The organism is Stagnihabitans tardus (assembly GCF_009925085.1).
GTDB classification, from domain to species: domain Bacteria; phylum Pseudomonadota; class Alphaproteobacteria; order Rhodobacterales; family Rhodobacteraceae; genus Stagnihabitans; species Stagnihabitans tardus.
Map to the genome: position 1 here is coordinate 1 of NZ_JAABNR010000096.1, position 415 is coordinate 415.

Sequence of the window (415 nt, forward strand, 5' to 3'; positions counted from 1 at the left end):
TCCGAGCATGCCCGCGCAAGTATCTGAAAGCCCACCGCACGGCCTCGAGCCTGGCGGTGAAAAAGGGGGGCGCGGCCGGGCGATCGGGCGCACGAAAGGCGGGCTGAACACCAAGCTGCACGCCGTTGCCGACGCCAAAGGAAGGCCGCTGAAGTTCTTCATGACGGCTGGCCAGGTCAGCGACTACATGGGCGCTGCCGCCCTTCTGCAGGATCTGCCACAGGCGGAGTGGCTCTTGGCTGACAGGGGTTACGATGCCGATTGGTATCGAGAAGCGTTGAAAGACAAAGGGATAAGGGTCTGCATCCCAGGGCGGAAGAACCGTAAGAAGAAGATCCGACATGACCGCCGTCGCTACAAGCGGCGCAACCGCATCGAGATCATGTTCGGCCGCCTCAAGGACTGGCGCAGGATC

The 415-nt window shown here is 62.4% G+C and carries 1 pseudogene; it reads left to right on the plus strand.

Features of this window, described 5'->3' with window-relative positions:
* Positions 1-415: pseudogene (locus tag GV832_RS21770) on the plus strand (IS5 family transposase); the annotation flags it as partial.